The organism is Streptomyces sp. TOM-9 (assembly GCF_056858595.1).
The window spans coordinates 3,374,822-3,397,452 of record NZ_JBXEQB010000001.1 but is presented as its reverse complement, the minus strand read 5'-3'; the positions used below and the strand labels follow the sequence as shown (position 1 = coordinate 3,397,452).

The following is a 22,631-nucleotide window of genomic DNA, read 5'->3' as shown; positions in this document are numbered from 1 at the left end:
GGCCGCCCCGCCTGCTCACGCCGCGGGGCGGTGGGGGCCGGGGCGGTCCTGGTCCTGGCCGCAGAGTTCGGTGGTCAGTCGGGTGAGCAGGGCGGCCAGGTCGGCGTGGCGTTCGGGGTTCCAGTCGCCCAGGAGTTCGGCCAGCACCTTGCGGCGGGCCTCGGTGAGCAGGGCCACGACCTCCTGACCGCGTTCGGTGAGGTACAGCGGGTTGCCCCGGCGGACGGCGTAGCGGTGTTCCTCGACCTCGAAGGCGGCGCCCTCGATGACCGTGTACGGCACCGTGGTCTGCAGGGCGAGGTCGACGGGGTCGGCGGAGCCGGTGCGGGCGATGTACAGCAGCAGCCAGGCGGAGGCGGGCTGGAGGCCGAGGCCGGTCAGCGCGGTGATCCGTACGTACAGGTCGCGGCGGGCCTCGCGGCTGCCGAGGACGCTCAGGCCGCGGGCGATCTCGTCGAGGGAGGAGCGGTCCACGGGGTTGGTGCCGATCGTCTCGCTCGCGTCGGGCACGGTGAGGGTGCGCCGCAGCGGCTGCTCCTTAAGGAACCAGGCCAGGACGAAGGCCAACGCGCACACCGGTACCGCCCACAGGAAGACGCTGGTGATGGCGGTGGAGTACGCGTGCAGCACCGGGTCGCGCAGGGACGGCGGGAGCTGCCGCACGCCGCGCGGATCGGACTGGATCATCGCCGGGTCGAAGCCGGGCGGCAGGGTGAGCCCGGCGAGGGCGGCGGTGACCTCGCGGGCGAGGTTGGTCGAGAAGATGGTGCCGAAGATGGAGACGCCGAAGGCCGCCCCGATGGAGCGGAAGAAGGTGGCGCCGGAGGTGGCCGCGCCCAGGTCGGCGTAGCCGACGGCGTTCTGCACGACGAGGATCAGCACCTGCATGACCAGGCCGAGCCCGAGGCCGAAGACGAGCAGGAACAGGCTCAGTGCCCAGACCGGTGTGGTCTCGTCGAGCCCGTGCAGCAGGACCAGCCCGACGATCGTGACGGCGGTCCCGGCGATCGGGAAGACCTTGTAGTGGCCGGTGCGGGAGACGACCTGGCCGGAGGCGGTGGAGGCCACCAGCATGCCCACCACCATCGGGATCATGTGCACGCCGGACCAGGTCGGCGAGTAGCCGTGCACGACCTGGAGGAAGGTCGGCAGGAAGGTCAGCGAGCCGAACATCGCGAAGCCGACGACGAAGGAGATCACCGAGCACATCCAGAAGGTGCGGATGCGGAACAGCCGCAACGGCAGCACCGGTTCCTCGGCCCGCCGCTCGACCTGGACGAAGGCCGCGACCAGCAGCACGCCGAGCACCGCGAGCCCGACCACCTGCCAGGAGCCCCAGGCCCAGGTCGTACCGCCCAGTGAGGTCATCAGCACCAGGCAGGTCGCCGCGGCCGCCACCAGCACCATGCCCCCGTAGTCGATGCGGTGCGTGGTCCGCCGCACCGGGATGTGGAGCACGGTCGCGATCACGGCGAGCGCGATGATGCCCAGCGGCAGGTTGACGTAGAACACCCAGCGCCAACTGAGGGTGTCCACGAACAGCCCGCCCAGCAGCGGCCCGAGCACGCTGCTCGCGCCGAACACGGCCCCGAACACGCCCTGGTAGCGCCCCCGGTCGCGCGGCGGCACGATGTCGCCCACGATCGCCATCGACAGGACGATCAGTCCGCCGCCGCCCAGGCCCTGCAGCGCGCGGAAGGCGATGAGCTCGCCCATGCTCCGGGAGAGGCCGCACAGCGCCGAGCCGATCAGGAAGATCACGATGACGGACTGGAAGAGCTTCTTCCGTCCGTACATGTCGCCGAGCTTGCCCCACAGCGGGGTGGCGGCGGTGGAGGCCAGCAGGTAGGCGGTGACCACCCAGGAGAGGTGCTTCAGCCCGCCCAGGTCGCTGACGATCGTCGGCAGCGCGGTGGAGACGATCGTCTGGTCGAGGGCGGCGAGCAGCAGACCGAGCGCGAGCGCGCCGATCGCGACGTGGACGGACCGCTTGTCGGTCACTTCCCCCGGGCCGTCCGCCATGGCCTGCCCTGCGGGGGAAGTGGTGTCGTCCTGCGCCATACGGACTCGTTCCGCTCGGGCACCGGCGCTCCGGTACCGCGTTCACGTCACTTCCTTATAAATATTCACACCCTTTCCACAAGATTGGCTCCGTTTGTACGACCGTCGGGAACGGAGGCGCTGGGCACCGGGCATGCGCGGTCTGCATAATCACTGCGTCTGTCAGGGGATGGGGAGGGGGCGCCGGTGGCGTCTGACAAGCCGGCATCACCGGCTTCGCAGGAGGAGCACGAGTACGAGTCCCTCCGGGTACGGCCGTACGTGCCGGGACCGGAGGAGTACGCGGACGCGGAGGAGGCCGTCCCGGCCGCCGTGGCGGCGGGGGCCGCCAAGGCCTTCCCACCGCAGGACGCGGACCCGCCGACCGCGCCCCTGGCGCCGGTGCCGCCGGAGGAGGCCGCGGGGGCCGCTGGGCCGGAGGAGGACACCGACGTCATCGACCTCGGCACGGTCTCCTCGGACCGGCTGCCGGTACCGGTCGCCGCCACGTCCCGTGAACTGGTGCCCTACCCGTCCCGTGCCGTGAGCAGGCGCCGCGCCGGGGCCCATCGCCGCCGCCGCGGTGCGCTCGTCGCCGGCGCGGGCATCGGGGCGGTCGGCCTCGCCGTCGGCGCGGTCTTCCTCACCGCCCAGCTGACCGGCCTGCCGGACCGTACGGAGGCGGCACCCGATCAGGGCGCCTCCGAGCCGGCGGTCGAACTGCCGTCCTCCGCGCGGCCCTCGGCATCCGCCTCGCGCTCGGCCTCGCCCAGCGCCACCCCCTCCACGCTCGCGTCCGCGAGCGCCTCGGCCTCGGCCACGACCGGCGCCCCGACGCCCAGCGCCACCACGTCGCAGCCGACGGCGTCCGCCAGCGGCCAGGTCTCCCAGGCGCCCAGCTCGGCAGCGCCGCCGCCGGCGCCCGCGACGCTGCAGCGCGGTGACAGCGGACCGGCCGTCGTGGACCTCCAGAACCGTCTCAAGGCGGTGCGGCTCTACTACGGCCCCGCGAACGGCGAATTCGACCGGAAGGTCGGCGACGCCGTGGCCCGCTTCCAGTTCTTCTACGGGGTCAAGGGCGATCCGCAGGGCGTCTACGGGCCCAACACCCGGGCGGCCCTGGAGGCGAAGACCGGCGCGACACCGGACCCGGACTCCGGCGACGGCAACGGGAACGGGAACGGCTGGGGCTGACCGGCCTCCGTCGTCCGTGAGCGCCCGCCCCGGGGCCAGGTCCCGCGGCGGGCGCCGCCATGTCCGGCCCCGGGGGCGCTCCGGCAGGATGGGGGCGTGGCGATCGACGACTTCGGCCCCAGGGGCTTCCAGCTCGTCCTGCTGCGACGCATGGCCGACCACCGGCCCGAACTGGTGGAGGAGGCGCTGCGCACGCTCGGGGCGAGCCGAACCGAGATGCGGGAGGCGAACCGCCGCTGGCAGGCATGGGGACACGCCAAGGGCTTCCCGCGCGGCGAGCGCCGCTACCGCGCGGTACTCGGGCCGCCCGAGGCGGTGCTCCGGCGGAAGGTGGGCGACCTGACCTGCCCGGCGCTGCTGTGGCGGGTCCCGCTGTGGCCTGCCCTGCGGTTCGAGGTGCTGTGCGCCCCGGGCGGCGGGGCGGTCTGGAACGAGTGGCTGGTCCGCGCCCCGGGGGAGCGGGGGCCGCAGCTGTCGGGCCTCGACGACCTCACGCCGTGGTCCTGCACCGTCGACGAGGTGGCCCGGGCGTTCCCGCCCGCACGGCCCCTGGAGGGCGACGCCCCGACCCGCTGGCGGCTGGAGTTCACCGACCCGCACGCCCCGCCGGGGGCCGGCCGCCGGACCGCCGGCTTCACCTACGGACTGCTGCAGTACGTGGACGGGACGGACGACGCGCCCCGAGGCCCGCGGGGCCCGTGAGGCGGGGCCGGCGCCGGCGGGGACCGCGTTCGGGCACCCCCCCCTGGCGGAACCGCCGCACGGTTTTGTATCGTGTAGGAACAAAGTGGCTCCGCCCGTTTCCCCTGACCGGCGGGCGGGCCACTTGATTTGTCCGTCCGAGGGAGTTCCATGCTGTCGCCGTCCACCGTCGTCCCCGCCCGCGCCCTGCTGCTGGACATGGACGGCACGCTGGTCAACTCCGACGCCGTGGTCGAACGCTGCTGGCGCCGGTGGGCCGCGACGCACGGGCTCGACGGCGACGCCGTGATGAAGGTCGTCCACGGCCGCCAGGGCTATGCCACGATGGCGGTGCTGCTCCCGGACCGCCCGATGGCGGAGAACCACGCCGACAACGCCCGCATGCTCGCCGAGGAGACCGCCGACGTCGACGGCGTGGTCCCGGTCGAGGGCGCCCCGGCCTTCATGGCCGCGCTGCAGGGCCGCCCGCACGCGCTGGTGACCTCCGCGGACGAGGCCCTCGCCCGGGCCCGCATGGACGCCGCCCGCCTCCCGATGCCCGCCGTCATGGTCACCGCGGAGCGCGTCAGCGCCAGCAAGCCGGACCCGGAGGGCTTCCTCAAGGGCGCCGCCGAGCTGGGCTTCGGCCCCGAGGACTGCGTGGTCTTCGAGGACTCCGAGGTCGGCATCGCGGCCGCGAAGGCCGCCGGCATGCGGGTGGTCGGTGTCGGCCCCCGCGCCGCGGCCCACGAGCCCACGGTCCACGTCGACACGCTCGCCCAGGTCCGCGTCGAGGCCGCGGCCGACGGGACGCTCCTGCTCCACATCGGCTAGCGCCTCTGGCCCGGGGCGCCCCTTGCGGCCCGGTGGTTGTGTGCGGGTTGTTTGCGCCTGCGGCGGGCGGTTTCCCCGCCGCCCTCCCTCCCCCAGCCTTCGGCCGGGGGGACCCCCATCCGGCGCGGTCGGTGACCGCCTCGCGCGGTCGTTGTGGGGTCGGTGCCGCGCCGGGGTACGCCCCCAGCCTTCGGTCGGGGGGACCCCCACCTCGGCGCTCGCGGCGCTGCCCCACATCATTCGGCGCTGGGTCCCCCGCTCGTCCCCTGCGGGGGCACCCCGCCACACCCCCTCCTGCCGGTTGGGGCGACTAACGGCCGGTGGGGGTTCAGAGAGCGGTCCGGGGTTGCCGCAGGTGCCTTTCCGAACCCCCACCGGCCGTCATGCGCTCACACGACGGGAGGGGGTGTGGCGGGGTGCGCCCGGAAGCGACGAGCGGCGGACCCGGGCGCCGAACGATGTCGGGGTAAACCGCGAGCGCTGAGGACGTGCGCCGGCGCGGCCCCGACCCCAACCCAACGGAGCGCAGGCCCGCAGTGACCGCGCCGGATGGGGGTCCCCCCGGCCGAAGGCTGGGGGAGGGAGGGCGGGCGGGTGGACGCCCGCCGCAGGCGCAACGCACCCGCACACAACAGCAGGCCGCACCCGCGGACCGCGCCCGGAGCCTGATCGCGCACGGCGCGGTGTGATGCGTCCCGGGGAAACCCCGTGTGCCCCGCGCCGCCGAGGTGACATCCTGGCCGGGTGAGCGGTGTGAACGGACCCGAGATCGGCATCAGCTTCGACTCCGCGCTGCGGCTCTTCGCCGCGGCGCCACGACGGGAGGGGCGGACCACCGTCGTCACCGACGGGGTGTCCACGCTGGGGCACGTCGTGGAGTCGCTCGGCGTCCCGCTCACCGAGGTCGGCCGGCTGCTGGCGGACGGCCGTGAGGTCCCCGTCTCGTACGTCCCGGTCGCCGGCGTGCACGTCGAGGTCGAGCCCGTCACCCGGCCGCAGGCCGTGCCAGGGGCGCCGCTGCGCTTCCTGCTCGACGTGCACCTGGGCACGCTCGCCCGGCGGTTGCGGCTGCTGGGGGTCGACGCCGCGTACGAGAGCGAGGACATCGGCGACCCCGCCCTGGCCGCCCGGTCGGCCGCCGAACGGCGGGTGATGCTCTCGCGGGACCGCGGCCTGCTGCGCCGCCGGGAACTGTGGGCGGGCGCCTATGTCTACAGCGACCAGCCCGACGAGCAACTGCGTGACGTGCTCGGCCGGTTCGCCCCCGTCCTGGCGCCCTGGACGCGCTGCACGGCGTGCAACGGGCCGCTGCGGGAGGCCGACAAGGACGCCGTGTGGGAGAAGCTGGAGCACGGCACCCGGCGCAGCTACGACGTGTTCGCGCAGTGCGTCGTCTGCGAGCGCCCGTACTGGCGCGGCGCGCACCACGCCCGGCTGGACGCGATCGTCCGGGACGCGGTGGGCGAGTTCGGCGGCGGCTCCGCCGTGCCGTCGGGGGCCGGGGGCTCCTGAGGGTCGCGGGCGGCTGCGAGGCCGGCTCCCGCGGTGGGGACGAGTGCCCCAAAGGCCCACAATCCGCGGCAACTGTGAGCCATGGCACAGCGCTTGCACTTCACGATTCGTCCCACCGGCTACTCACCGGTAGGGGCCGTCGCTACGGTACTGCGCAACCGGTTCCGCCGAGCGGAACGTAGTCGTACGGGCGCGTAGCGTGTCCCGGCGCGGCGGGATCCGGCTGTCCACCGTCCGAGCAGCCTGGAGAGTGCATGCGTCGCCGTCCCGGCAGCCGCACGATCCGCACCCGGATCCTCGCCCTGGTGCTGATCCCCGTCGTCGTCCTCGTCTCGCTGTGGACCTTCGCCGTGGTCTCGGTGACCGGCGAACTGCGCGACCTCATCCGGCTGCAGGCCGTCTACGTCCACTACGGCACCCCGGTCGACACCGCCGTCGGCCAGATCCAGGTCGAACGGCGGCTGTCCGCCGCGTACCTGGCCTCAGGGAGCAGCCGCAGCGCGCTGGCCGCCCTCACCGGGCAGCAGCGGCACACCGACGAGGTGATCGCCGCGATGCGCGCGGCGATCGGCGACCGGGGCGAGCGCGGGGACCTCAGCGCCGGCCAGAGCCGGGTGCTCACCCGGGCGCTCGCCGCCGTGGACCGGCTGCCCGCGCTGCGCCGCGACGTCATCGCCGGGCGGATCGACTGGGCGCGCGCCGTGGACCGCTACACCGACGTCGTCCTGCCCACCTTCGAGGTGCAGACCGGCCTGACCGCCCTGCAGAACGGGCAGCTGGCCCGCGAGGCGCAGAACGTCGCCGGGCTCGTCCGGGTGCGCGAGTTCGTCTCCCACGAGGACGCGCTGGTGACCGGAGGGCGGGTCGCGGGCGGCTTCACCACCGATCGGTTCCGCCGCTTGGCCGCCACGATCGAGGACCGCCGGGTCTTCCAGCGCACCTACGTACCGGCCCTGCCCGCCGACTCGCGCGCCCTCTTCCGCGAGTTCGAGCGCGGGCCGCTCTACCGGTCCCTGGTCGAGGGCGAGGACGCCCTGCTCCGGGCCGGCGCGACCGGCACCGGCAAGGTGCTGGTGAGCGCGTCGTGGCGGCGGACCATGGACGACGCCGTCCGCAGGTACATGCTGCTGTGCACCGACGCGGCGAAGAACGCCGCCGCCCGCGGCCGGGACTTCGCCCGGCGCGAGCTGCTGTACGCGGGTGCCGCGGGCGGCGCGGGACTGCTCGGCGTGGGGCTGTCCCTCTGGTTCTCCGTCCACACCGGGCGCCGGATCACCCGGCGGCTGGAGGAACTGCGGGACGCCGCGGACACCCTGGCGGTGCGCCAGCTCCCCGAGGTGACCCGGCGGCTGGGCGCGGGCGAGCAGGTCGACGTGGCCGCAGAGGCGCCGCCGCTCGCCTTCGGGCGGCCGGAGGACGACGGCTGCGACGGAGCGGGCCCGGACGAGATCGGGCAGGTCGGCCGCGCGCTGAACGCGGCGCGCCGGGCCGCGGTCGAGGCGGCCGTCCGGCAGGCCGACCTGCGGCGCGCGATGTCGGCGCTGTTCCTCAACATCGCCCGCCGCAACCAGGCGCTGGTGCACCGCCAGCTGAAGCTCGTCGACACCCTCGAACGGCGCACCTCCGACCCCGACGCGCTCGCCGAGCTGTTCCGCATCGACCACCTCACCACCCGCATGCGCCGCCACGCCGAGGGCCTGATCATCCTCTCCGGGGCCGCGCCGGGACGCGTCTGGCGCAAGCCGGTGCCGATCGTCGACGTCGTCGGCGCGGCGGTCGGGGAGGTCGAGGAGTACGCCCGCGTGGTCGTGCCGCCCATGCCGGAGGTCGGCGTGGTCGGCGAGGCCGTGGTCGACCTGGTCCACCTCATCGCCGAACTGGTCGAGAACGCCACGGTGTTCTCCCCGCCGCGCACCCAGGTGACCATGCGGGTCGGCGAGGCCGCGCACGGCTTCGCCCTGGAGATCGACGACCGCGGCCTCGGCATGGACGCCGACGAACTCGAACAGGCCAACGCCACCCTCCGGCACGCGGAGGACTTCGACCCGGCGCGCAGCGAACGGCTCGGCCTGTACGTCGTCGGCCGCCTCGCCCACCGGCACGGCGTCGAAGTGACGCTCACCCGCTCCCCGTTCGGCGGCACCACGGCGGTGGTCTTCCTGCCGGGGCCGGTGCTGGCGCCGGTCACCGCCGGGCCGGGTACCGAGTCCGGGCCGGGGCCGGGGCCGGGGCCCGTGGCGACCGCCGCCGGGGCCCGGGCGGTGACCGCGGGGAGCGCGCCGGGCGACGGGGCCGCGGCGGAGCCGACCGGCCCGCTGCCGCGGCGCAGGCGTGAGCCGGCCACCGGGGCGGTGCCCGGGCCGGCCCCGGCCGTGCCCACGCCACCCGGGACCGGCGCGGCGCCGGCGCTGCCCACACGGGTGCGCCAGGCGAACCTGGCCCCGCAGTTGCGCGCCGGGGCGGACGATCCGGGGGCCGGGCGCGAGGTGTCCGGCGCCGGCCTGTCGCCGGAGCAGATGGGGGCGATCTTCGGGGCCTTCCAGCGAGGGCTGGACCGGGGACGCGACGGTGCGGGAGAAGGAGGGGCAGCGACATGACAGACGCCGAGCCGTCCGGCACGGCACATCCCGAGGACGCCGGGGCCGCCGAGGGCCTCGACTGGCTGCTGGACGACCTGGTGGACCGCACGGATCACGTGCGCCAGGCCGTGCTGCTGTCCGGCGACGGGCTGGCGACGGCCTCGTCCAAGGGGCTGACCGGCAAGGACGTCGACCATCTGGCCGCGGTGTGCTCCGGGTTCAACGGCCTGGCCAAGTCGGCCGGCCGGTCGTTCGCGGTGGGCGGGGTCCGCCAGGTCATGGTGATGCTGGACGACGCCTACCTGTTCGTCACCCCGGCCGGCGAGGGCAGTTGCCTGGCGGTCCTGTGCGCCTCGGGTGCGGACGTCGGGCAACTGGCCTACGAGATGGGCCTGCTCGTCAAGCGCACCGGACGGCACCTGGCCACTCCCGCCCGCGCGGCGGACGAGCCGGGCGAGGAGTGACCCGGCGCGCCGAGGACGGCGAGGACCGCTGGTACGACGAGGAGTCCGGCCCGATCGTCCGTCCGTACACCGTGACCGGCGGCCGTACCCGCCCCGACACGGAGCGCTCCTTCACGTTGATGGACCGGGTCCGGGCCCTGGACGAGCCCACGGGCCCGCGGGCGCACGGGCTGGTCGACCACGCGCGCGCCTCACTGCTGGAGCTGCTGCGCCGTCAGGGGCCGCTGCCCCTGGTGGAGCTGGCGGCCGACGCCGACCTCCCGGTCACCGTGGTGCGCGTGGTGCTCGGCGACCTGGTCGACGCCGGGCTCGCCCGGGTGGACCCGCCACCGGCCGCCGCCGAGCGGCCCGACGCGGACCTGCTGCGCGAGGTGATCCGCGGGCTGCGCGCCCTGTGAGGGCGGGTCCCCCGCGCCGGCCCGCGGGGGAGTGGAGCCGCCCCGGCCGGGCGGGAGGAGCACGCCGCACCGGCGGGTGCGGGGGATGACCGTGGCGCGCGGTCCGTCCCCGGCGCACGGAGGCGCGGATCCGGTGCGGTCCGACCCCTAGACATGACGTGTCCATGTCGCCAACCTGTTACCTGCCGCTCGTCCGGCAGAAACGTCCCAGCAGAAGGATGGCCGACGGTTCCAGCGGCCAAACACCCCCACACCCTAGGGAGTTCCCTATGTCCCGGATACGCAGTGCTCTCGCGCGGCGCGGTGTCTACGCGCGTCGACGCCTGGGTCTCCTCGTGGCGCTCACCAGCCTGTTCGCCGGCTTCGCGACCCTCAACGGCCCCACCGCCCAGGCGGCGCTCCCCACCCCCGTCAGCGCCGCCACCGCCCGCACCTACCTGGCCTCGCTCAGGGTCGCCACCGAGAACCGCACCGGCTACAACCGCGACCTGTTCCCCCACTGGATCACCATCAGCGGCGCCTGCAACACCCGTGAGACGGTGCTCAAGCGCGACGGCAGCGGCGTGGTCACCGACTCCTCCTGTGCCGCCACCAGCGGCAGCTGGTACTCCGTCTACGACGGCGCCACCTGGACTGCCGCGTCCGACCTCGACATCGACCACCTCGTGCCCCTCGCCGAGGCCTGGGACTCCGGCGCCTCCGCCTGGACCACCTCCCAGCGGCAGGCCTTCGCCAACGACCTCACCCGCCCGCAGCTCATCGCCGTCACCGACAACGTGAACCAGGCCAAGGGCGACCAGGACCCGGCCACGTGGATGCCGTCCCGCACCGCGTACGCCTGCACCTACGTGCGCGCCTGGGTCCAGGTGAAGTACTACTACGGCCTGGCGGTCGACTCCGCCGAGAAGAGCAAGCTCAGCAGCGTCCTCAGCGGCTGCTGACCGCGCGTCCCGGCCCCGCCCGGCCGCCGGGACCGCGGCCCGGGCGGCGGCCGGGAACTCACGCCTTCCCTCCGACGTCCACAACTCACGACGACGGAGGGAAGGCCGACCGCCATGGCAGAACTGCGCCTGGGCCCGCTGCTGAGATACGTGGACGAGGACACGGCCACCGTGTGGGTCGAGGCGGACCGCCCCGCCACGGCGACCGTCGCCTGCGAGGACGGGGCCACGGGCAGCGAGCGCACCTGGCAGATCGCGGGCCACCACTACGCGATCGTCACCGTGACGGGGCTGCGCCCCGGGACCTCCACGCCCTATCGCGTCCTCCTCGATGGGCAGCAGGTCTGGCCGCTGCCCGGCTCCCCGTACCCGCCCAGCACCATCCACACCGCCGGGCACGACGGGGACGGCGGGGAGGACGGACAGCCGCTGCGCGTCGCCTTCGGCTCCTGCCGCTGGGCCGCGCCGCCCCCGGACGAACCCGACCCCATCGGCCCCGACGCGCTGGACACCCTCGCCCACCACATCGGCTCCGGCGACGCGCCCCGTCCCGACCTCCTGCTGCTGCTCGGCGACCAGATCTACGCCGACGAGACCTCCGCGGCCACCCGCCGCTGGCTCGCCCGGCGCCGCGACCTGAACGAGCCGCCCTGGGACCAGGTCGCCGACTACGAGGAGTACACCCACCTCTACTACGAGTCCTGGCTCGACCCCGACATCCGCTGGCTGCTGTCCACGGTGCCCAGCTGCATGATCTTCGACGACCACGACGTCATAGACGACTGGAACACCTCCCACACGTGGCGCAACACCATGCGGGAGACGGCCTGGTGGCACGAGCGCGTCACCAGCGGCCTCACCTCGTACTGGGTGCACCAGCACCTCGGCAACCTCACCCCCGCCGAACTCGCCGCCGACAAGCTCCTCGCCGCGGTGCGCGCCGCCGACGACGGCACGGAGACCCTGCGCGCCTTCGCCGCACGCGTGGAGGCCGACCCGGCGCACACCCGCTGGAGTTACCGCCGCGACCTCGGGCGCACCCGCCTGCTCATGGTCGACTCACGCGCCGCCCGCGTCCTGGACGAGCACGACCGCGCCATGCTCGACCCGGCGGAACTCGACTGGCTGCGCCAGAACGTCCGCCCCGACGGCAGCTTCGACCACCTGCTCATCGGCACCTCCCTGCCCTGGCTCCTCCCGCACGCCGTCCACGACGCCGAGGCGTGGAGCTCCGCCCTCTGCGGCGGCAGCCGCGGCCACCGCTGGACGCACCGCGGCGAACGCCTGCGCCAGGCCGGCGACCTCGAACACTGGTCGGCCTTCCCCGACTCCTTCGACGCCCTCGCCGGGCTCCTCACCGACGCCGCCGACGCCCCGGAAGCCCCCGCCACGATCTGCGTCCTGTCCGGGGACGTCCACCACGCCTACACCGCCGAGGCCCACCGTCCCGGTGCGCCGCTGCGCTCCCGTCTGCTGCAGCTGACCTGTTCGCCGGTCCACAACACGATCCCCGGCTTCATGCGCCTCGCCTTCCGCTTCGCCTGGACGGGCCCCGCCCGGCTCCTCGGCCGCGCCCTCGCCCGCCACGGCCGCGCCGGCACCCCGTCGCTGCGCTGGCGCAAGACGGGCGGCCCCTGGTTCGGCAACCAGCTCATGACCCTGTCCCTGCGCGGCCGTGCCGCCGCGCTCCGGCTGGACCAGACCCGGGCCCCGAAGGGGGCGGCACGGCGGGCGGAGTTGGTGACGGTGATGGATACGCACCTCACCACGGACTGAGCGGGGACGCGAAACCCGGGCGGAGGGCCCCGCGCGCCGCGCGGGGCCCTCCGCCGTGGTGCGTGCACCGGATCAGGAGGTGGCGGCGCTGTTGAACCTCGCGGTGGACCAGCGGTAGCCGAGGACGGTGAGTCCGGCGCACCAGGCGGCGGCGATCCATGCGTTGTTCCCGATTCCGGTGCCCAGGAGGAGGCCGCGGAGGGTCTCGATGGCGGGGGTGAAGGGCTGGTACTGGGCGATGGGCTGGAACCAGCCGGGCATGGAGTGCAGGGGGACGAAGGCGCTGGACAGCAGGGGGAGCAGGATCAGGGGGGTGGCGTTGTTGCTGGCGGCCTCGGCATTGGGGCTGACCAGGCCCATGCCGACGGCGATCCAGGTCAGTGCGGTGGCGAAGCCGACGAGCAGGGCCAGGGCGGCGAGCCATTCCAGGGGGGTGGCGTGGGTGGAGCGGAAGCCGATGGCGACGGCGACGGCGGCGACGAGGACGACGCTCAGGACGGATTGCAGGACGCTGCCGATGACGTGTCCGACGATCACGGAGCCGCGGTGGATGGCCATGGTGCGGAAGCGGGCGATGATGCCCTCGGTCATGTCGTTGGAGACCGAGACGGCGGTGCCGATGGTCGTGCTGCCGATGGTCATCAGGAGCAGGCCGGGGACGAGGTAGGCGATGTAGGCGGAGCGGTCGGGGGTGCCGCCCGCGATGCCGGCGCTCATGGTGTCGCCGAAGACGTAGACGAACAGCAGGAGCAGCATGATCGGGGTGAGGAGGAGGTTGAGGGTGAGGGAGGGGTAGCGGCGGGCGTGCAGGAGGTTGCGGCGCAGCATGGTGGAGCAGTCGCGCAGGGCGTGGGTCGGGGTGCTCATCGCAGGGCCTCCGTGGGCTGGTGGGGGACGGTGGCGGTGTCGCCGGTGAGGGCGAAGAAGACGTCGTCGAGGTCGGGGGTGTGGACGGTCAGCTCGTCGGCGTGGACGGCGCCGGCGTCGAGCCGGTCCAGCAGGGTGCGCAGGTCGCGTTGGCTGCCGTCGCTGGGCAGTTGCAGGGTCAGGGCGTCGTCGTCGCGGGCCGCGCCGGGCAGGGCGGTGACGGCGTGCTGGTAGGCGGTGGGGTCGGTGAAGCGCAGCCGGATGTGGCCGCCGGGGATGAGGCGCTTGAGTTCGTCGGGGGTGCCTTCGGCGGCGATGGTGCCGTTGTGGAGGACGGCGATCCGGTCGGCGAGTTCGTCGGCCTCCTCCAGGTACTGGGTGGTGAGGAAGACGGTGACGCCGCCGGTGACGAGTTCGCGGATGATCTGCCACATGGTGTGGCGGGAGCGGGGGTCCAGGCCGGTGGTGGGTTCGTCGAGGAAGATGATGCGGGGGTCGCCGACCAGGGTCATGGCGATGTCCAGGCGGCGTTTCATGCCGCCGGAGTAGGTGGCGGCGGGCTTGCCGGCGGCCTCGGTGAGGTCGAAGCGTTCCAGCAGCGCGGCGGCCACCCGCCGTCCCTCGGCCTTGGACAGGTGGTGCAGGTCCGCCATCAGCAGCATGTTCTCCTCGCCGGTGATCAGCCCGTCGACGGCGGAGAACTGCCCGGTGACCCCGATCGCGGCACGCACCGCCTGCGGATCCCCGGCCAGGTCGTGGCCGGCGACCTGGGCCTGCCCGCCGTCGGCGGAGACGAGCGTGGACAGGATCTTCACCGCGGTGGTCTTCCCCGCCCCGTTCGGACCCAGCAACGCGAACACGGATCCGGCCGGGATGCGCAGGTCGATGCCGTCGAGCACGGTCTTGTCGCCGTAGGACTTGCGCAGACCGATGGCGGAGATGACGGCGGGTGAGGCGTGACGGTCACCCTGCCTGGGCGTGGGCATGACAGATGAAGGCACGGGGCCCTCCATTCGAAGGCTGAAGTGGGTGGGGGCCGGCGCGGGTCGGGTTCGTGGTGTTCAGACCCGGGCGCGGCGGATGTCGATGTTGCCCCAGCGGGTCCGGGCGTGGACCTCGACGGTGTCCTCGGTTGCCTCCGGGGTCCCGGACGCGGTGAGCGTGTTGCGCACCTGCCCGCGCTCGGAGCTGACGTCGAGCCAGGCGGCGGTGCCCTCGCGGACGCCGACCTCGATGGCGCCGTAGGAGGTCTCCAGCTGGACGGTGCCGCGGGCGACCTCGGCGACGCGCAGGTTGCCGTGGGCGACGGTGGCCGTGACCGAGCTCTCGGCACGCTCGACGTCGACGTTGCCGTGGGCTCCGCGCACCCGCAGTTCGCCGAGCGCGGCGCCGACGGTCGTGGTGCCGTGCGAGTTCTTCAGGACGGCGGGACCGTCGAGGGTGCCGACGCGCAGGCTGCCGGAGCTGGTGGTGATCTCGGCCGTGCCCTCGATCCGGTCGACGGTGATCGAGCCGTGGGAGGCGGTCAGCTGCAGCGGGCCGGTCGTGTCGAAGCGGACGTCGTTGGACGACGTCTTCACCCGGACCTCGCCGAGCCGCCCCTCGCCGAGCACCTGGGTCCAGGAGCCGGTCACGTTGACGCGGGAGCCCGTGGGCAGTTCGACCGTCACGTCGACGGCGCCGCTGGGCCCGATGAGGTAGCGCTCCTTGGTCCTGACGGTCAGGGCGCCGTTCGCGTAGGTGACCTCGGTCTGGCCGGCCGCCCGTACGTCCTTGTCCCGCTTCGGGTCGCGGGGCAGCACCTCGACGACGGTGTCGGGGCGGTCGCCCGCGGCGAACCGGATGGAACCGGCGCCGACGTGGGCGGTGACGGAGATCGGTTCGGGGGTGTCGAAAGAAGGCATGGCTGTCCCGTCCTCTTGGGTCTTGGGGTCGTCCCCGCTGGTGGGACGTGGTGTGGGTGACGTGGAGCGGGTGCGGCTGCGGGCGTGGGCGCGGCTAGCGCACCCAGCCCGTGAAGCTCTGTCCGATGGTGCGGGTCTTCTCGGTCGTACGCTGCTGCGGGCCGCTGTCGACCGCGGCCGACACGGCCCGTACCAGCCACGCGTTGACCGACAGGCCCTCGCGGTTGGCGGCCTCTTCGGCACGGGCCTTGAGGTGCGCCGGCAGGCGCAGGTTGACGCGGGCGGTGCCGCCCTCGTCGGCTTCGGCCGGGGCGGGGGCCGGGGCCTTGAGCGGTTCGACGGGCGCGTCCACCCGGTCCGCGGGGCCGCCGCCGGTGGGCGGCAGCGTCACCACGAAGTCGGGGTCCAGCCCGCGCAGCCGTACGTCGACCGAGCCGGGGGCGAGTTCGCGGGTGATCTCGTCCATCGCGGCGGAGAGCACGTTGAGCATGGTCAGGCGGGTCGCCGACTCCAGCGGAGCGGTGAGCCGCTCGGCCAGCTCGCGGGCATCCTCCCCGCCGGCTTCGGCGGCCACCGCGAGTTCACGGCGGAGGGTGTCGACATACGGGGTGAGGTCCATGACGTCATAGTGGCACCACTCTGGCGCCATGCGCAAGCCTGAAGGGCGCCGCATGGTGCGCACTCAGCGGCGCAACCCCTCTGACCTGGCGGAACGTGATGGCGGTGACCTGAGCCATGTTGGCGCCACGTGCGCGCGATGCGCCATGGATGGCGCCGGATGGCGCCGGATGGTGCCACGTGGTGCCAGATGGCGCCAGGTGGCGCCAAGAGCTGCGACCGCCGGTACGCCCGTCCCGCGATCAGCCCGCGCGCTCCAAGGTGACGGTGCTGCGCACGGGCGTGGCCCGCCACATGGCGGCCAGCTGCGGGTAGGACCGGATCAGGCGGAGCGTCTCCGCGAGCGCGGCGGTCCTGGGCGCGCCGATGGCGTGGTGGTCGAATCCGGTGTCCTGGAGGCCCAGGTCGTCCAGTTCGGCCCACGCCGGATCCTCGGCGAAGCAGAGCTGCAGCTCCACCTTCCAGTACTCGGGTTGCCGGTGGGGGTCGTCGCGGTTGCCGCCGGTGTCGTGGACCGCGAGCAGCCGCCCGAACGAGAGCGCGGGCAGGTCGTCGTTCCAGTCCCACCGGCCCCATTCGGCGACGAAGCCGTCGCCGTCGGTCTCCTCGAGGCCCTCGACCTCGATGGCGAGGAACTCGGCGAACGACTGCCAGGCCGCGTCGACGTCGTGGACCGCGCCGGGCGTGGCGCCGTGGCGGCGCAGGATCCGGGCCAGGGCCTCGTCGGCGGATCGCCAGGGGATGGGCGCCGGGAGCTATCCCTCGTGCTCGTCGAGCCAGAGGACGATCCCGGTCACACCGCCCAGGACGGCCGCGACGCCGGCGCGGACGGCCGCGGCGCAGCGGGCGGGGGTGAAGGTGGCGGGGTTGTACGTCGAGGACATGCCCAGGCCCTCGCCGCGGAACGACGCGCCGGACCAGTCGACGGCGGTGACGTTGGCGGTGGGCTCGGCCAACTCCGCGCCCACCACGAGGAACTGCTGGGACAGGTGGTTCGGGGTGACCGTGGCGAGGGGGTCGATCAGGTCGTTGCCGGCACTGACGATGAGGTCCGGATGCATGTCGAGGGCCCGGGTGACGTCGGAGAGGAGGTCGGCGGGGTGGTCGGTGACGACCGTCCTGAGGTCGACGTGCTCGGCCTCGGCCCACTCCTTGACCGCGGTCGCCAGCGCCTTGGCGGGGCGGTCGTCGCCCGCGGTCAGCAGGACGACGCGGTAGCCCTCCGAGGGGTGGACCCCGGACCAGGAGCCGGGGCGCGGGGTGGCCGTGGCCTCGGGGGCGGGCGGGGCGGCGCGGTCGACGAACCCGGGGCCCGGGGTGCCGACGGCGCTGGGGCTGGGGTGCGGGTGTGACCAGTCGTCGCCGGAGCCGCATCCGGTGAGCAGCGCGGCGGCCGCGGCCAGGGTGGCGGCGGCGCGAAGCGGGGGGCGCAAGGCGATCGACCTCCGGGTGGTGACAGGTGGTGCCGCCCCCATCCTGCAATCCCGTTCCCGTCGTCTCCATCCGGGGGGCGCCGTTGTCGAACTTGTTTTCGCACGATTCGCCGACCGGCCGGTTCCGGTTCACCCGTGACGTGCACGGTGCAGTGGCAACCTGAAGGAGCCACATGTCACATCGCGTCCGCCGCACCCTCGTCGGGATCACCGCGGCGGTGATCGCCTTCCTGGGCCTCGGGCAGCAGTCCGCGCTCGCGCACGGCTTCACCTCGACCGTGTACGTGGACGTCGCCCCGGCCGACGGAGGCCGCATACGGACCACGCTGCAGCTCGAGTACGACCTCTTCGTCGTGTCCGCCGCCGACTACCAGCACGACGACACCCTCTTCCGCGAGGGGACCGCCGCGTTCGACGCCGGCGACGCCACCGCCCAGGCCGCGGCGCTGGAGGCGCACGCGAAGTCGGCCGTCGCGTACGCCACCGCGCGTTTCACGGTGAGTTCCGACGGCAAGGCCTGCACCCCCGCCCAGGCCGGAGGCTTCACGATGGGCCGCCGGGAGGGCGTGCCGTACGCCACCCTCCGCCTGGACTGGAACTGCCCGCAGGGTGACGACCGCGAGGTGCGCAGCGGGCTGTTCCCCGATTCCGAGGGCTACGTCAAGGGCACCAAGACGATCGTCACGTACGCGGTCGACGGCAGTTCGGGCAGTGCCGCGCTCGACGCCGAGCACCCGTCCTTCTCCATCGGCCAGTCCTGGTACGAGCGGTTCTGGGAGTTCTTCCGCCTCGGCGCCGAGCACCTGCTGACCGGCATCGACCACATCCTGTTCCTGCTCGCCCTGATCGCCGGTTCGCGGCGGCCGCGCGAGATCGTGCTGGCGGCCACCAGCTTCACCCTGGCGCACTCGGTGACGTTCATGCTCGCCGCGCTGGGCGTGGTCGACGTGCCCGCGCGCATCGTCGAGCCCGTCATCGCGCTGTCCATCGCCGTGGTCGCCGGCTGGTACCTGTGGCGGATCTGGCGGCGCGGTGACCACGCGACCGACCTCGAGGCCGCCGGGCAGGGGCATTTCAGCCTGGACCGGGCCGGATGGACCCGCCTCGGCGTGGTGTTCTGCTTCGGCCTGGTGCACGGCCTCGGCTTCGCGGGCGCGCTGGGGATCGACGAGGCGTGGTCGTGGACCCTGCTGTGGTCCCTGCTGGTGTTCAACGTCGGCATCGAGGCCGTCCAGTTGGCCATCATCGCCGTCGTCTTCCCGCTGCTGCTCGTGCTGCGCCGCCGGTCGGCGCGGGCCGGGCTCTGGACCACGGGCGCGATTTCCGCGGGGGTGTCCGTCATGGGGCTGGTGTGGTTCGTGCAACGAGTGTCCGGATTCTGAGACTACGTCCAGGACACGTGCGAAGTTCAACTACCTCGGGTCTCGCATTTATGTTCGCTTTACCTGCCGAGGTGAGCGTGGGGGTCTCCACTCGATGCACACGATTCGTGCACAGAAGGAAAAGACAAAAATGAGATCGAGCAACTCCTCGCGGACCTCCGGGTCCGCGCGGCGCCGTGTGGCCACCGGGGCCACCGCGGCGTTCCTCGGCCTGACGGTTGCCCTCGGCAACGGGCTGGTCACCTCGGCGTCCGCCGCCGACACCGCCACCCTCAGCGGCATCGTCCTCGGTGTCGGCGCCAACGAGGCCCAGCGCACCGTGACCTGGTACTCCTCCGCCGACACGGCGCAGCAGATCCAGCTCGCCCCGACCGCGCAGGTGGCCGACGGCCAGTTCCCGGCCGGCGCCGCCACCTTCGACGCCATCGGCGCGGCGAACATCGCCTCCAGCGGCGGCTACAACCGCCACGCGACGATCACCGGCCTGAAGGAGAACACCCAGTACTCCTACCGCGTCGGCAGCGAGGGCAACTGGTCCTCCACGTACTCCTTCAAGACGCAGGACTTCGAGGGCGAGTACGACTTCCTGTTCTACGGCGACCCGCAGATCGGCTCGTCCGGCAACCTGGCCGCCGACCAGGCCGGCTGGCAGGACACGGTCGACGTCTCGCTGCGGGCCAACCCGAACGCCGAGATCCTGGTGTCGGGCGGTGACCAGGTCGAGACGGCCAACACCGAGTCCCAGTGGAACTCCTTCCTCGCGCCCGACGGGCTGCGCCAGTACCCGTGGGCCGCCACCATCGGCAACCACGACGTCGGCGGCAAGGCCTACGAGCAGCACTTCACCACCCCGAACACCGACCGCTCGGCCCCGTACTACGACAACGGGAACCCCGCGGGCACCAAGTCCGGCGGTGACTACTGGTACATCTACAAGGACGTGCTGTTCATCGACCTGAACAGCAACAGCTACAACTCCGCCAACGGCGGCGGTGACGCGGCGCACGTCAACTACGTGACCGACGTCATCAACAAGCACGGCAACGAGGCCAAGTGGAAGGTCCTCGTCTACCACCACGCGATCTACTCGCCGGCCTCGCACGCCAAGGACGGCGACAACAAGCAGCGTCGTCTGGACTTCCCGACGACGTTCTCCAAGCTCGGGGTGGACCTGGTCCTGCAGGGCCACGACCACAGCTACTCCCGCAGCTACCTGATCAAGAACGGTGAGAAGGAGAACCCGGCCGAGCAGCCGGGTGCCTCCGACGTGTACCCGGGTCCCGGCGGCGTCCTCTACGTGACGGCCAACTCCGCCTCGGGCTCGAAGTACTACGACATCACCAAGCCGGACAGCAGCGGCACCAGCGGCGCGGGCAACGGCGCCGACCCGCTGAACCCGGACAACTACTGGTACAACTCGGTCCAGAACCAGGAGCACGTCCGCACCTACGTCAAGGTCCAGGTGCGCAACGACAAGCTCGTGGTCGAGAACATCCGCAGCGCCGCCAACGGCGCCGACCAGCCGGTCGGTTCGCACGTCGACGACGTCACGGTGCACCCGTACCACGGGGACAAGCAGGACCTGCAGGTCAACGTCCCCAACCCGGCTCCGGGTGAGTTCGGCTGGACGATCGACGGCTACAACGGCCTGGTGGACCTCGGTACCGCCAAGGAGCAGAACGGCGACCACTTCGTCGCGGGCGGCAAGATCAACCCGATCCTCGTCTCCGACAGCCGCCGTTCGCTCGCCCCGTGGTCGATCTCGGCCAACGTGGGCGACTTCAAGGACGCCGACAAGACGTTCCCCGGCTCCTACCTCGGCTGGACGCCGTACGTCCTGGACGGCGGCGCCGGTGCCGCGGCCGGCGACCCGGTGGCGTCCGGTTACGACGACCACGGCCAGGGCCTGTCCGTCTCGCGTGGCCTCGGCTCCGCCGCGCAGGGCCACCCGCGGGGTTCCGCCAAGCTCGGCGCCGACCTGGATCTGAAGATCCCGGACAGCGTCGAGAAGGGCGGCTACCGCGCCACCCTCACGATCACTGCGCTGAGCAGCTGACCGTACCCGTTTGACGGCGGGGCAGGCACCGTCGGTGCCTGCCCCGCCTCCCGCTCCAGGAGAACCCCGACATGCACCCGTCCGCACCGCGCCGCACGACGCCCCTCGCCCGCACCGCCGTCCTGGTCCTGCTCGCGGCCCTCGCCCTCGTGGGCCTCCACGCCGGCCCCGCCCGTGCGGCCGACGGCGACGTCACCTGGACGGTCAGGACGGCCGCGAACGGGTTCGGCGACGACCGGTCCAGCTACAGCTACACCGCGAACCCCGGCGGACAGGTCAAGGACGCCATGGTCGTGGCCAACCGCAGCACCTCCGCGCTGCGGCTCGCGCTCTACGCCGCCGACGGCTACACCACCGACACCGGGCAGCTCGACCTGCTCACCAAGGACAAGAAGTCCGTCGGGATCGGCGCCTGGGTCCACGCCGACCGCGACAGCGTCGAGATCAAGCCAGGCAAGACCGCCGAGATCCCCTTCACCGTCACCGTCCCGGACAACGCCACCCCCGGCGACTACGTGGGCGGCATCCTGACCTCGCTCAAGCAGTCCGACGAGGCCCAGGGCATCAACGTGGACCGGCGCCTGGGCATCCGGGTCAAGCTGCGGGTGAGCGGGGAGCTCAAGCCGAAGCTCGCCGTCGAGGACCTCCACGTCGACTACGACGGCCCGGCCAGCCCCTTCGCCTCGGGCGACGCCACCGTCACGTACACGATCCACAACACCGGCAACGCGATGCTGTCGGCCCGCCAGTCCGTCTCGGTGGCCGGTCCGTTCGGATGGCTGCGGGCGAAGGCCGGCGACATCCCCGCGCCGCCGGAGCTGCTCCCCGGCGAGAGCTGGAAGGTGAAGGTGCCCGTCCACGGCGTCGCACCCGCCGTCAGCCTCACCGCGACCGCCACCCTGACCCCGATGCTCACCGACGCGTCGGGCTCCATCACCCCGCTGGACCCGGTCGAGGCCACCGCCCACGGCTGGGCCGTGCCCTGGGTGCTGGTCCTGCTGATCGTCCTCCTCGCCGCGGCCGTTGCCGCCGCGATCGTCCTCACCCGCCGCGGCCGCACGCGGCGCAAGCAGCGCGAGGACACCCGCGTCCGGGACGCCGTGGAGAAGGCGCTCCGCGACAAGGAGACGCAGAAGGGCTGACCCGGGCCGCCGGTCCGCGACGACGGCGGGGCCCCGGGGCCATGAGGCCTCCCGCCCCGCCGCCAGGACCCGACGATGCGCCGGAGCCGGGCCGCCGGCCGCCGGGTGGTCCTCCGCCCGTTCGGTCGACGCCCGGCACCCGTGCGGGAAGGGCCCGCCGCGTCAGAGGATGTACTCCCCGAGCGCGTAGCCCTTCCGCTCCGTGATGAGCTCGATCCTGAGCCCGTTGGGGTCGGCCAGGAACATGCTGTCCGCGACCTCGGTGGGGAAGGCCGCGTACGGCAGGCCCCGCTCGTCGAGGCGGGCCTTGACCATCTCGTAGGCCTCCTGCGTGACGGCGAGGGCGACGTGGTGGCCGCCGCCCACCGTCTCCGCGTAGTCGGGGTGGGGGTGGCCCGGGAAGTCGAAGAAGGCGAGCATGTTCTCGCCGCCCATGTCGAAGAAGAAGTGGGTCGATCCGCGGTAGTCGCGGTTCTCGATCAGGTCCACCAGCGGGAGACCCAGCACGTCCCGGTAGAAGAGGATGGTCTCCTCGACGTCCCGGGCGATGAAGGCGGCGTGGTGGACCCCCTGGGTGGTGGGTGCCGGGCGTTCCTCGGCCGGGAGGAGATAACGGCCCCTCAGTTCCGCCTGGCGCTCCAGGATCGCCTGCAGCTCCTCGCCGTGCGGCTGTGCCATGGTCGTGACTCCTCATCCTGGGGGCGGCGCGGACGGGCCCCGGGGCGACGGTTCGGGGCCCGCCCCGCTCCCGTCATCGCTTGACGTAGCAAGCAAACATAGAGGTATTTATTTGACACGTCAAGGATTCGG

General features: G+C 73.2%; 20 protein-coding genes. 12 read left to right on the top strand and 8 right to left on the bottom strand.

The genetic code is table 11. From position 1 onward, the window contains the following. Nucleotides 1-15 precede the first annotated feature (15 nt). Nucleotides 16-2,061 carry an MFS transporter gene (locus AC1VWI_RS15910; protein WP_499511666.1) on the bottom strand — a complete coding sequence of 682 codons (2,046 nt, stop codon included), beginning with the start codon at nt 2,059-2,061 and terminating at the stop codon, nt 16-18. 186 nt (nt 2,062-2,247) lie between these two features. Between AC1VWI_RS15910 and AC1VWI_RS15905 the strand changes: the two genes are divergently transcribed. From AC1VWI_RS15905 to AC1VWI_RS15865, 9 genes are all read left to right on the top strand, one after another. Then, nucleotides 2,248-3,234: a peptidoglycan-binding domain-containing protein gene (locus AC1VWI_RS15905; protein ID WP_499511665.1), complete on the top strand. Its 987-nt coding sequence runs from the start codon at nt 2,248-2,250 to the stop codon at nt 3,232-3,234. A gap of 150 nt (nt 3,235-3,384) precedes the next feature. Further along, nucleotides 3,385-3,936: a hypothetical protein gene (locus AC1VWI_RS15900; protein ID WP_499516821.1), complete on the top strand. Its 552-nt coding sequence runs from the start codon at nt 3,385-3,387 to the stop codon at nt 3,934-3,936. 150 nt (nt 3,937-4,086) lie between these two features. Continuing rightward, nucleotides 4,087-4,749: an HAD-IA family hydrolase gene (locus AC1VWI_RS15895; protein ID WP_499511664.1), complete on the top strand. Its 663-nt coding sequence runs from the start codon at nt 4,087-4,089 to the stop codon at nt 4,747-4,749. 753 nt (nt 4,750-5,502) lie between these two features. Next, nucleotides 5,503-6,261, top strand: a complete 759-nt coding sequence (locus tag AC1VWI_RS15890; RefSeq protein ID WP_499516820.1) for a Mut7-C RNAse domain-containing protein — start codon at nt 5,503-5,505, stop codon at nt 6,259-6,261. A 254-nt stretch (nt 6,262-6,515) separates the two neighbouring features. Beyond that, complete coding sequence (locus AC1VWI_RS15885; RefSeq protein ID WP_499511663.1) at nt 6,516-8,858, top strand: sensor histidine kinase; 2,343 nt, start codon at nt 6,516-6,518, stop codon at nt 8,856-8,858. Continuing rightward, nucleotides 8,855-9,304, top strand: coding sequence for a roadblock/LC7 domain-containing protein (locus tag AC1VWI_RS15880; RefSeq protein ID WP_499511662.1), 450 nt, complete (start codon nt 8,855-8,857; stop codon nt 9,302-9,304). Before AC1VWI_RS15885 ends, AC1VWI_RS15880 begins: the two co-directional genes overlap by 4 nt. Beyond that, nucleotides 9,301-9,702, top strand: coding sequence for a DUF742 domain-containing protein (locus AC1VWI_RS15875; protein ID WP_499511661.1), 402 nt, complete (start codon nt 9,301-9,303; stop codon nt 9,700-9,702). The genes AC1VWI_RS15880 and AC1VWI_RS15875 overlap by 4 nt, the downstream gene beginning before the upstream one ends. Nucleotides 9,703-9,971: 269 nt before the next feature. Then, the gene (locus tag AC1VWI_RS15870) at nt 9,972-10,643 is read left to right on the top strand and encodes an HNH endonuclease family protein (RefSeq protein ID WP_499511660.1); all 672 of its coding nucleotides are present in this window, start codon (nt 9,972-9,974) and stop codon (nt 10,641-10,643) included. A gap of 114 nt (nt 10,644-10,757) precedes the next feature. Continuing rightward, the gene (locus AC1VWI_RS15865) at nt 10,758-12,419 is read left to right on the top strand and encodes an alkaline phosphatase D family protein (RefSeq protein WP_499511659.1); all 1,662 of its coding nucleotides are present in this window, start codon (nt 10,758-10,760) and stop codon (nt 12,417-12,419) included. A gap of 72 nt (nt 12,420-12,491) precedes the next feature. Here AC1VWI_RS15865 and AC1VWI_RS15860 read toward each other — a convergent pair whose 3' ends face one another. The 6 genes from AC1VWI_RS15860 to AC1VWI_RS15835 form a co-directional block, all read right to left on the bottom strand. After that, the gene (locus AC1VWI_RS15860; RefSeq protein WP_499511658.1) at nt 12,492-13,286 is read right to left on the bottom strand and encodes an ABC transporter permease; all 795 of its coding nucleotides are present in this window, start codon (nt 13,284-13,286) and stop codon (nt 12,492-12,494) included. Then, complete coding sequence (locus AC1VWI_RS15855) at nt 13,283-14,272, bottom strand: ATP-binding cassette domain-containing protein (RefSeq protein WP_499516819.1); 990 nt, start codon at nt 14,270-14,272, stop codon at nt 13,283-13,285. The genes AC1VWI_RS15860 and AC1VWI_RS15855 overlap by 4 nt, the downstream gene beginning before the upstream one ends. Nucleotides 14,273-14,347: 75 nt before the next feature. Beyond that, nucleotides 14,348-15,190, bottom strand: a complete 843-nt coding sequence (locus AC1VWI_RS15850) for a DUF4097 family beta strand repeat-containing protein (RefSeq protein ID WP_499511657.1) — start codon at nt 15,188-15,190, stop codon at nt 14,348-14,350. 94 nt (nt 15,191-15,284) lie between these two features. After that, the gene (locus AC1VWI_RS15845; protein ID WP_499511656.1) at nt 15,285-15,809 is read right to left on the bottom strand and encodes a toxin-antitoxin system HicB family antitoxin; all 525 of its coding nucleotides are present in this window, start codon (nt 15,807-15,809) and stop codon (nt 15,285-15,287) included. A 241-nt stretch (nt 15,810-16,050) separates the two neighbouring features. Further along, on the bottom strand, nt 16,051-16,266 hold the full coding sequence (locus AC1VWI_RS15840) for a hypothetical protein (RefSeq protein WP_499511655.1): 216 nt from the start codon (nt 16,264-16,266) through the stop codon (nt 16,051-16,053). A gap of 297 nt (nt 16,267-16,563) precedes the next feature. Next, complete coding sequence (locus AC1VWI_RS15835) at nt 16,564-17,241, bottom strand: type 1 periplasmic-binding domain-containing protein (RefSeq protein ID WP_499511654.1); 678 nt, start codon at nt 17,239-17,241, stop codon at nt 16,564-16,566. Nucleotides 17,242-17,414: 173 nt separating this feature from the next. Here AC1VWI_RS15835 and AC1VWI_RS15830 point away from each other — a divergent pair, with 173 nt between their 5' ends. The 3 genes from AC1VWI_RS15830 (at nt 17,415) to AC1VWI_RS15820 (ending at nt 21,821) form a co-directional block, all read left to right on the top strand. Continuing rightward, nucleotides 17,415-18,623 carry a HupE/UreJ family protein gene (locus AC1VWI_RS15830; protein ID WP_499511653.1) on the top strand — a complete coding sequence of 403 codons (1,209 nt, stop codon included), beginning with the start codon at nt 17,415-17,417 and terminating at the stop codon, nt 18,621-18,623. 130 nt (nt 18,624-18,753) lie between these two features. Then, a complete protein-coding gene (locus AC1VWI_RS15825; protein WP_499511652.1) occupies nt 18,754-20,679 on the top strand; it encodes a purple acid phosphatase family protein in 1,926 nt (641 codons plus the stop codon). 71 nt (nt 20,680-20,750) lie between these two features. Beyond that, nucleotides 20,751-21,821, top strand: a complete 1,071-nt coding sequence (locus AC1VWI_RS15820) for a WxL protein peptidoglycan domain-containing protein (protein ID WP_499511651.1) — start codon at nt 20,751-20,753, stop codon at nt 21,819-21,821. A gap of 162 nt (nt 21,822-21,983) precedes the next feature. Here the strand turns inward: AC1VWI_RS15820 and AC1VWI_RS15815 are convergent, their stop codons facing one another. Next, nucleotides 21,984-22,499, bottom strand: coding sequence for a VOC family protein (locus tag AC1VWI_RS15815; RefSeq protein WP_499511650.1), 516 nt, complete (start codon nt 22,497-22,499; stop codon nt 21,984-21,986). Between the last annotated feature and the right edge of the window lie 132 nt (nt 22,500-22,631).

Excerpts from the sequence above, each read along its gene's own strand:
- AC1VWI_RS15910 (WP_499511666.1), bottom strand. The coding sequence starts at position 2,061 with ATGGCGCAGGACGACACCACTTCCCCCGCAGGGCAGGCCATGGCGGAC.
- AC1VWI_RS15900 (WP_499516821.1), top strand. The coding sequence starts at position 3,385 with ATGGCCGACCACCGGCCCGAACTGGTGGAGGAGGCGCTGCGCACGCTC.
- AC1VWI_RS15895 (WP_499511664.1), top strand. The coding sequence starts at position 4,087 with ATGCTGTCGCCGTCCACCGTCGTCCCCGCCCGCGCCCTGCTGCTGGAC.
- AC1VWI_RS15885 (WP_499511663.1), top strand. The coding sequence starts at position 6,516 with ATGCGTCGCCGTCCCGGCAGCCGCACGATCCGCACCCGGATCCTCGCC.
- AC1VWI_RS15880 (WP_499511662.1), top strand. The coding sequence starts at position 8,855 with ATGACAGACGCCGAGCCGTCCGGCACGGCACATCCCGAGGACGCCGGG.
- AC1VWI_RS15870 (WP_499511660.1), top strand. The coding sequence starts at position 9,972 with ATGTCCCGGATACGCAGTGCTCTCGCGCGGCGCGGTGTCTACGCGCGT.
- AC1VWI_RS15865 (WP_499511659.1), top strand. The coding sequence starts at position 10,758 with ATGGCAGAACTGCGCCTGGGCCCGCTGCTGAGATACGTGGACGAGGAC.
- AC1VWI_RS15860 (WP_499511658.1), bottom strand. The coding sequence starts at position 13,286 with ATGAGCACCCCGACCCACGCCCTGCGCGACTGCTCCACCATGCTGCGC.
- AC1VWI_RS15855 (WP_499516819.1), bottom strand. The coding sequence starts at position 14,272 with ATGCCCACGCCCAGGCAGGGTGACCGTCACGCCTCACCCGCCGTCATC.
- AC1VWI_RS15850 (WP_499511657.1), bottom strand. The coding sequence starts at position 15,190 with ATGCCTTCTTTCGACACCCCCGAACCGATCTCCGTCACCGCCCACGTC.
- AC1VWI_RS15845 (WP_499511656.1), bottom strand. The coding sequence starts at position 15,809 with ATGGACCTCACCCCGTATGTCGACACCCTCCGCCGTGAACTCGCGGTG.
- AC1VWI_RS15830 (WP_499511653.1), top strand. The coding sequence starts at position 17,415 with ATGTCACATCGCGTCCGCCGCACCCTCGTCGGGATCACCGCGGCGGTG.
- AC1VWI_RS15825 (WP_499511652.1), top strand. The coding sequence starts at position 18,754 with ATGAGATCGAGCAACTCCTCGCGGACCTCCGGGTCCGCGCGGCGCCGT.
- AC1VWI_RS15820 (WP_499511651.1), top strand. The coding sequence starts at position 20,751 with ATGCACCCGTCCGCACCGCGCCGCACGACGCCCCTCGCCCGCACCGCC.
- AC1VWI_RS15815 (WP_499511650.1), bottom strand. The coding sequence starts at position 22,499 with ATGGCACAGCCGCACGGCGAGGAGCTGCAGGCGATCCTGGAGCGCCAG.